The organism is Micrococcus sp., assembly GCF_034179925.1.
Taxonomy (GTDB): domain Bacteria; phylum Actinomycetota; class Actinomycetes; order Actinomycetales; family Micrococcaceae; genus Micrococcus.
The window spans coordinates 19,880-27,711 of record NZ_JAXFPG010000014.1 but is presented as its reverse complement, the minus strand read 5'-3'; the positions used below and the strand labels follow the sequence as shown (position 1 = coordinate 27,711).

Genomic DNA, 7,832 nt, shown 5'->3' with positions numbered 1-7,832 from the left:
GGGGGGGGGGGGGCGGGGGGCGCCGCCCCCCCGCCCCCCCCCCGCCCCACCGACCCCCGGGGCCCCCGGCGGGGGGGGGGGGGGGGGCCCCCGCGTCAGTGGGGCCGGAGGTGTGAGGCTCAGGCGATGGGGCCACCCGCGGTGCGGACGCCCCGGCGGCGCTGCGGCAGCAGCAGGAGCACGCCTGCCACGAGCATGAGCAGGCCGAACAGGCCGATGAGGAAGAGGCTGGCGCCGGGCTCAACGATGCCGGAGCCCGCCTCCTGGATCCGGGCGATGTTGCCGAAGCCGTCCATGACGGCGAAGATGCCGACGAGCAGGGCGAGCAGCCCGGCGACGATCCGCACCCAGGTCTTCCGCAGGAAGTGCGCGGCCAGGCCGGCGGCGGCCGCCAGGAGGAAGCACACCATCAGCAGGGCACCCTCACCCTCAGGGGCGTCGCTGCTGAACCAACCGACGCTGTAGCCGAACGCCTTGGCCAGCGGGAGGAAGAGGGAGAGAGCGCTGAGCACACCCAGCACGGCGAGGGCCGGGCCGGCGTAGTGCTGGGCCTTGGTCAGGGTGCTGGTCTCGGGCAAGGTGCCGGCCTCGGGCACAGCGGGATCATGCGACTGAGTCATCAGGTGTCCTTCAGATGGGTGCGAACTGCGACCCGCCCAGCCTACAGGGGACGCCCAATAACGGGGCAGGACGATGCGGGCTACACCACACGGGCTTCGATCACTCGAAGAAGTCCTCATCCACCTCCAGGATCTCCAGCACCTTCCGCAGATGGACTCCTACCCGGTGCTTGAGCATGAGCTGCGTCAACTTGCGGACGTCCACGAGGGCCACCCGGGGGCCCGGCGGCGTAGCTGAGGGCGTCGCCGTCGATGCCGCCGTCGTGGGACTTCCCGGTCACCTGTGCCCGCCCCTGGGTGCCGCCGTAGCCCATCGCCACGAGGAGCTTGACGACGGCGTCCTCGAAGAACTCGGGCGTCGCGTCTTGAAGCCGGCGCAACAGGTCAGCCCGGACGAGTTCGTTCATTCCGCTGATGGCGTCCTGGGCGAGTTCCTCGTGGTCCACGATCGGATCGGCTGCGGCTGTTTCTTCGGTTGCAATCGACGCCGGCACCTGGGGTTCGTCCGCAGCGGCGCTCACGGCGGGACTCGGCCAGCAGTTCCAGGACCGGCCGGACGAATTGGGGCCAGATGGGAACGAGGCTCACCGCCCCGCACCTCCCGTTTCTCGAACGGAAGTGCCCTGGGGACCTCCCGTTTCCCGAACGGGAGCGCCGTCGAGTTCGGCCCGCACGGCCAGCCACACGGCCCGGGCGAAGTCGGCGCGGATGGCGCGCTGTTCGTCGCCGTCGCGGTTGAGGAACTCACTCATGCCGGCCTGGTTCTGCACGAGCTCCCAGATGGCCAGGGTGATGGCCGAGTCCACGTCGCCGCCGCCGACGAACTGCGCTTGGGTGTTGTCCATGGCCTGGCGGCGGATCTCCTCGCGTGCCTTCACCCGGTCCACGGTGCGGCGGCTGAGGGAGTCCGCCTCGGCGAGGTCGAACCCGGCGCCGGCGAATGCCTCGTTGAGGCGTTGGATCACCTCGTCCAGGGGGCCCACCTTCTTCTGGCGCACCATGGCGCTGCCGGCCCCATCAGTGGGCTGCAGCGTCTCGGTGCGGTCGATCCGCAGGTTCGCCTCCGCCACCAGGTCCTGCCGGATGCCCACCAGGCGCACGTCGGAGATGTCCACGACGTCGGCCCGCTCCCCCAGGGAGGGCAGGTAGCGGTCCAGGGCTCGCAGGAGGATGGCGTGCCGCAGGTAGTCCGTGCTGTGGAAGCGGTACACCTGGGAGAGGAAGTCGTAGAGCTTCAGGTAGGTGCGCACGTCCTTGCGCTGGATGCGCAGTTCCTCGACGCGCGGGCCGTCCTCGCGCTGCTGGGCATCGGCCACTTCGGCCAGGAACCGGGCGACCACCGGGTTCAGCAGCCCCTTGAGCCGCTGCTCCCCCTCGCCGGCCACCATCGCGGCCACGAACGCGTCCATCTCCTCGGGCGTGTACAGCCCTGAGCCGTCCAGCTTGACCATCACCTCGGCCAGCCGGGCCGGGTCGGTCACCTTCTCCAGTTCGGCGCCCTCGTAGTACGGGCGGAACGCCGCGAGGATGTCCTCCTCGGAGTTCACGAAGTCCAGCACGAACGTCTTGTGCTTGCCCGGCATGGTCCGGTTGAGCCGGCTGAGGGTCTGCACCGCCAGGACGCCGTCGAGCTTCTTGTCCACGTAGAGGGCGGAGAGCTTGGGCTGGTCGAAGCCGGTCTGGTACTTGTTCGCCACGATCATCACGGCGTAGTCGTCCGTGTCCAGGGCGGCGGCCAGGTCCGCAGGTGCGCCAGGGTTGGCGCGAGCCTCGGTGACGGGGTCGACGCCGGGCACCTCCGGGTCCTGCACCTCACCGGAGAACGCCACCAGGGTGCCGTAGCCCAGCTCGGGCCGGCCGGCCAGGTAGGCGTCCATCGCGGTCTTGTACCGCAGGGCGGCCAGGCGGGAGTCGGTGACCACCATCGCCTTGGCCTGCCCCTTCAGCAGGTGAGCGACGTTCGCGTGGAAGTGCTCCACGATGATCTCGACCTTCTGCGCGATCGTCTCCGGGTGCAGCTTCACCCAGCGGCGCAGCTGGCTGGCGGCGGCCTCCTGGTCCACCTCCTCGCCGGCCATGCCCTCGGGGAGCCGGCCGCGGGCGTCGAACTCCTCGAGCTGCCCGGTCTCGCTGAGGCGGGCGAGCTGGAAGGCGGTCTCGTAGGTGGTGTAGTTCTGCAGCACGTCCAGGATGAAGCCCTCCTGGATGGCCTGCTTCATGGGGTAGCGGTGGAAGGAGACGGGGATCGGCTCCCCGTTCTCGTCCCGCTGCTCCCCCGGCCGCCCGAACAGCTCCAGCGTCTTGGGCTTGGGCGTGGCGGTGAAGGCCAGGTAGCTGATGTTCGCGGCGGGGCCGGACGCGTCCACCTCGGCGGCGAGCACGGCCTCCACGTCCACCTCGCCGCCGTCGTCCAGGTCGGCCTGCTCGGCGGGGCTGAGCACGCGGCGCAGCTTGGCGGCGGCGGTGCCGGTCTGGGAGGAGTGGGCCTCGTCCGCCACGACGGCGTAGCGGCGCCCGGCCAGCGCGGGCTCGTCCTGCAGGGCCTGCAGCACGGACGGGAAGGTCTGCAGGGTGACCACCAGGATGCGGTTGCCGCGTTGCAGGGTGTCCGCCACCAGCTGGGATTTGGAGGTGTGGCCGGCGGCGCGGACGGTGCGGTCGTTGACGGCGACGACGGTGCCCGGGGTGGTCTCGATGGCCAGGATGGCGCGCTGGAGTTGGCTGTCCAGGACGGTGCGGTCGGTGACGACGATGACCGAGTCGAATTCCTTGGCGCCGCCGCGGTGCAGGCGCAGCAGCTGGTGGGCGGTCCAGGCGATGGTGTTGGTCTTGCCGGAGCCGGCGGAGTGCTCGATCAGGTACTTCTGCCCGGCCCCGTGCTCGGTGGCGTCTTCCAGGATGGCGGTGACGGCCTCCCACTGGTGGTAGCGGGGGAAGATGATGCGGCGGCTCACGGTGCTCCTGCCGGTGGCGGCGGCCGTGCGGGTTTTCTCCTCGGTGAACACGAACTTCTGGAGGATGCCGAGCCAGGCGTCTTTGTCCAGCACGCGCTGCCACAGGTAGGCGGTGTCCGAGCCGTCCGGGTTGGGCGGGTTGCCGGCGCCGCCCTGGTGGCCCAGGTTGAAGGGCAGGAACGCGGTGCCCGGCCCGTTCAGCTGGGTGGTCATCATGACCTCGCGGTCCGAGACGGCGAAGTGCACCACAGCCCGGACGCCGTGCCCGAACAGCGGCGTGGCCCGGTGGTTGCGCTCCCGGTACTGCTTCACCGCGTCCTGGACGGTCTGGGTGAGGTCCGTCTTGAGCTCGAGGGTGGCGACGGGGATGCCGTTGACGAACAGCACCAGGTCCACGGACTGGCCGGAGGTGGGGTGGAAATGCACCTGCTGCATGACGCGCACCCGCATGGCCGCGTACTGGCGGGCGGCCTCGGGGTTCTTGTCCGTGACCGGCTTCGGGTAGGCCAGGCGGACGGTGCCGCGCACCGGGTCCGTGAGTCCGCGGCGCAGGGTGGTGATGGTGCCCCCGACCTTCGGGTTCGGGTTGTCCAGCTGCGTGGTGAGGGTGCGCAGCAGGCGCTCGCGCTGGTTCTGCTGGGTGGCCGACGACGCCGTCGCGTCCACCAGCTGGGCCCACACCTCGGGCTGGGACTCGGCGAGGAAGTCGTAGAGGTCCGGCGGGTAGAGGGCGCGGACTTTGTCGTAGCCCTTATCGCTGGGTGAGTGCAGCCAGCCGTGCTCGGCGAGGTGCTCGCAGATGGAGGTCTCGAAGGCGGCCTCCGGGGGCTGGTGCTGGGTGTTCATGCGGCGGACTCCTCTGTAGGGATCTCGAGCTGGCCGGTGACGGCGGCGGTGATGAGAGCGGCCCGACGCTCCTGTGCGAGCTCGATGAACCGGTCGGCCTTGGCGATGAGGGTGTCGATGCGGGCGGTCTCACGGTCCAGGCGGTCCGCGATAGCGCGCTGTTCGTTGAGGGGTGGGAGCACGACTGTCATCTGCCGCAACTGATCGTTATCGATCTCCGCCTGGCCAGGCCGCACTCCGCGCGACAGCATGGCGAAGCCATGACGGTACTGAGGGGAACGGAACAGCCAGTTCAGGAACCGGTCGTCTTCCTCGTGCAGAGGACGGAAACACAGGTAGTGCCCTGACGAAATACCTCGGATGAAACTCACACCGACGGAGCCCTGCCACGCCTTCATCCGGTTCACCACGAACCATCCCGGTTCCACCAACTGGTAGATAGACCGGTCCTCTGCGGTCTCGTTCAGATTGGCACGTTCTGACTTGAAGACCACACCGTAGTCCCGGAAGACTGAGACCATCGGCTCATCGATGAATCCCGTCCGCTTCTCGCGCCGGAACATCGCCCACAAGGGAACAGACCGCCACCCGACTGGAATGCTTCCCATCCAAGAGGGCCCCGTCGCCCGCTCAGCACCTGCCGACGTGAGACGACCGTTGACCCCCTGTTCGATCGCCGCACCTCGCCGCACCTTCAAGCCGGCGATGAGAGAGCGCTGCTTCTCAATCAGGGTGTCGATCGTGGCGGTCTCGCGGTCGAGGTAGTCCGCGATGCGCCACTGGTCATCCAGAGGTGGCAGTACCACCGGAAAGCTTGTGAACATCGGCCGGCGCAGGGACTCCACGGTGGACTTGGCCGTGCCCCCACGAGTCACCATGCGGAACCTGGACGAGAAATACCAGTAGAAGAAGCGAGGCTCGACCTTCTGCTGGTCAAATTCACTCAACACGTAGACACGTTGATGGGCAGCGAACTGCCCACCGCGGTGATGATGGAACACCTCTCCGACGGCCCCGTCACCCGGCGTGAGGATGGCTTCCCCCGCACCGGTCGCTCGCGTCGCACGCTGCACGTGGGGTGAGCGAATATAGAACGGCACGTCGCCCTCTGGATCTGCATCCACCGTGTCCATCTCTCCAGTACCGACCCGACAAATGTAGGAAAGTCGAACAACTTGCCAGTCATCTGGCAGCCGAGGAAGCCATTCGATGCCGTTCACTGCTCCGACACCTCCTGCAGCAGCTCCATGATCTCGGCGGTCAGCTGCTTGAGCTCGGCGTCGATCTCCTCCAGCGGGCGCGGGGGCTCGTACGCGTAGAACAGTCGGGTGAACGGGATCTCGTAGCCGATCTTCGTCTTGGTCTCGTCGATCCACGCGTTCGGCACGTGCGGGGCCACCTCGGCCTGGACGTACTCGTGCACTGTCCGCTCGAACGGCACCAGCTCCGTGTCCCGCAGGGCCGGGTCCGGCACCAGGTGGCCCTTGGCGTCCTTCACCACCACGGCCGCAGGATCGTGCACGCCGATCGCCCCGATCAGCGCCTTCACCAGCGGCGCTCCGGCCGGAGCACCATGGTCCCGCAAGGCCTTCTTCAGATCCAACGAGAACGTCGCCTGGTTGTCCCACACCCGGCCCCGCAACGAGGCGAGCGCACCCGCGAGCGCCGCCCGCGCGTCGTCGTCAAGCTTCTGCGCGGCCTTGGTGGCCAGAGCCGCCGCCTCCGTGGCCTCGTCCACCTCGAAGCGCATCTGCAGCGGCCGCTCCACGGTGATCTCCCGGTACCCGAACGCGTCCGGGGTGAGGACCTTCGAGAACGGCGCGTCCTCCTCCGTCTGGCCCTCGAACGCCGCATGGATGCGCAGGATCCGCTCCCGGTCCGCGTCCGAGACCTCCTTGTTCTTGGAGCCCACGTTGCGGCGCAGCTTGGTGAAGAACGTCCGCGCATCGATCAGCTGGACCTTGCCCCGGCGGCGGGCGGCCTTGTTGTTGTCCAGGATCCACATGTACGTGGCGATGCCCGTGTTCATGAACATGTCCGTGGGCAGCGCGACGATCGCCTCCACCAGATCCGACTCCAGCAGCCAGCGACGGATCTCCGAGGGGCCCGAGCCCGCCCCGCCCGTGAACAGCGGGGACCCGTTGAGCACGATCCCCGCCCGTCCCCCGCCCTGCGAGGGCAGGCGCAGCTTCGCGGCCACCAGCTGCAGGAACAGCATCTGCCCGTCGCTGATAGCCGGCGCCCCGCCCGGGAAGCGGTTGACGGCCCCGCCGCGGGCGATCTCCTCCAGCACCGCCTTCTGCGAGGCCTTCCAGTCGCCGCCGTAGGGCGGGTTGGAGAGCACGTAGTCGAAGCGGTGGCCGGCGTAGTGGTCGTCCTTGAGGGTGTCCCCGCGGGCGATGTTCTCCGCGTTCTTCCCGCGGCCGATCAGGTCCGACTTGCAGATGGCGTAGGACTGGTCGTTGAGCTCCTGCCCGTACAGCTCCGTGCGGGCGTTGGGGAAGCGCGCGGTGAGGCGGTCCTCCAGAATCGAGAGCATGCCGCCGGTGCCGGCCGTGGGGTCGTAGACGTGCCGGATGGCGTGGCGGCCGGCGTCGAGCTCCTCCGTGCGCTCGGCCAGCAGCAGGTCCACCAGCAGGGCGACGGCGTCCCGCGGGGTGAAGTGCTCGCCCGCGGTCTCGTTGGAGGCGGCGGCGAAGCGGCGGATCAGGTCCTCGAACATGGTGCCCATGTCCGCGTTGGACAGGGCCTCCGGGCCGAGGTCCATGGCAGCGAAGGCCTGGAGCACGAGCAGCAGGCGCCCGTGATCCTCCAGCTTGTCCACAGTCTTCTCGAACTCGTAGTGCTGGAACAGGTCAGCCACGTTCGGGGAGAACCCGGTGACGTAGGCGCGCAGGTTCTGGGCGGCGGCGTCGGGGTCCTCGAGGATGCCCTGCAAGTCATAGGGCGAGGTGTTGTGGAACAGCAGCCCCGTGCGGTCCTGGATGAGGCTGGGGAGGATGGCCGGCGGGGCCGTCGCGGCGAGGTCCCGCATGGTCTGCCGATGCGGGGCCATGAGCTGCTCCATGCGCCGCAGGATGGTCAGCGGAAGCACCACCATGCCGTACTGGTTCGGCTTGTACACCCCGCGCAGCTGGTCCGCGATCCCCCAGACGAACGAGGCGAGGGACTGCGGGGACGTGGAAGCGGGCGCGGGCATGGGGGCCTTTCGGTGGGTCGGCACGGGGCGCGAGACCAGGACAACCGCCCGACCGCGTGACCAGGCAGGTCAGTTCTTTAGACTCATGCGCCTGCGCATGAGTCTAAAGAACAGGACGCGCGGACACCCGCGAGTCCCGGCCCCGTGCGTCACGTGCTCAGACACCACTCTTCATGCTCAAGAATCCGAGGGAATCTTCGGATCCGCCTCGCT

The 7,832-nt window shown here is 68.8% G+C and carries 5 protein-coding genes; all 5 read right to left on the bottom strand.

The features are described from left to right. Positions 1-119: 119 nt before the first annotated feature. Positions 120-620, bottom strand: a complete 501-nt coding sequence (locus SPI96_RS02595; RefSeq protein WP_321080811.1) for a hypothetical protein — start codon at positions 618-620, stop codon at positions 120-122. A gap of 116 nt (positions 621-736) precedes the next feature. Then, on the bottom strand, positions 737-1,141 hold the full coding sequence (locus tag SPI96_RS02590) for a restriction endonuclease (RefSeq protein WP_321080810.1): 405 nt from the start codon (positions 1,139-1,141) through the stop codon (positions 737-739). Between the two features lie 63 nt (positions 1,142-1,204). Continuing rightward, the gene (locus SPI96_RS02585; RefSeq protein WP_321080809.1) at positions 1,205-4,420 is read right to left on the bottom strand and encodes a type I restriction endonuclease subunit R; all 3,216 of its coding nucleotides are present in this window, start codon (positions 4,418-4,420) and stop codon (positions 1,205-1,207) included. Further along, positions 4,417-5,640, bottom strand: coding sequence for a restriction endonuclease subunit S (locus SPI96_RS02580; protein ID WP_321080808.1), 1,224 nt, complete (start codon positions 5,638-5,640; stop codon positions 4,417-4,419). Before SPI96_RS02580 ends, SPI96_RS02585 begins: the two co-directional genes overlap by 4 nt. Further along, on the bottom strand, positions 5,637-7,619 hold the full coding sequence (locus SPI96_RS02575) for a class I SAM-dependent DNA methyltransferase (protein WP_321080807.1): 1,983 nt from the start codon (positions 7,617-7,619) through the stop codon (positions 5,637-5,639). The genes SPI96_RS02580 and SPI96_RS02575 overlap by 4 nt, the downstream gene beginning before the upstream one ends. Between the last annotated feature and the right edge of the window lie 213 nt (positions 7,620-7,832).

What these genes read in the sequence shown, in the direction of transcription:
- SPI96_RS02595 (WP_321080811.1), bottom strand. Translation starts at nt 620, where the DNA reads ATGACTCAGTCGCATGATCCCGCTGTGCCCGAGGCCGGCACCTTGCCC.
- SPI96_RS02585 (WP_321080809.1), bottom strand. Translation starts at nt 4,420, where the DNA reads ATGAACACCCAGCACCAGCCCCCGGAGGCCGCCTTCGAGACCTCCATC.
- SPI96_RS02575 (WP_321080807.1), bottom strand. Translation starts at nt 7,619, where the DNA reads ATGCCCGCGCCCGCTTCCACGTCCCCGCAGTCCCTCGCCTCGTTCGTC.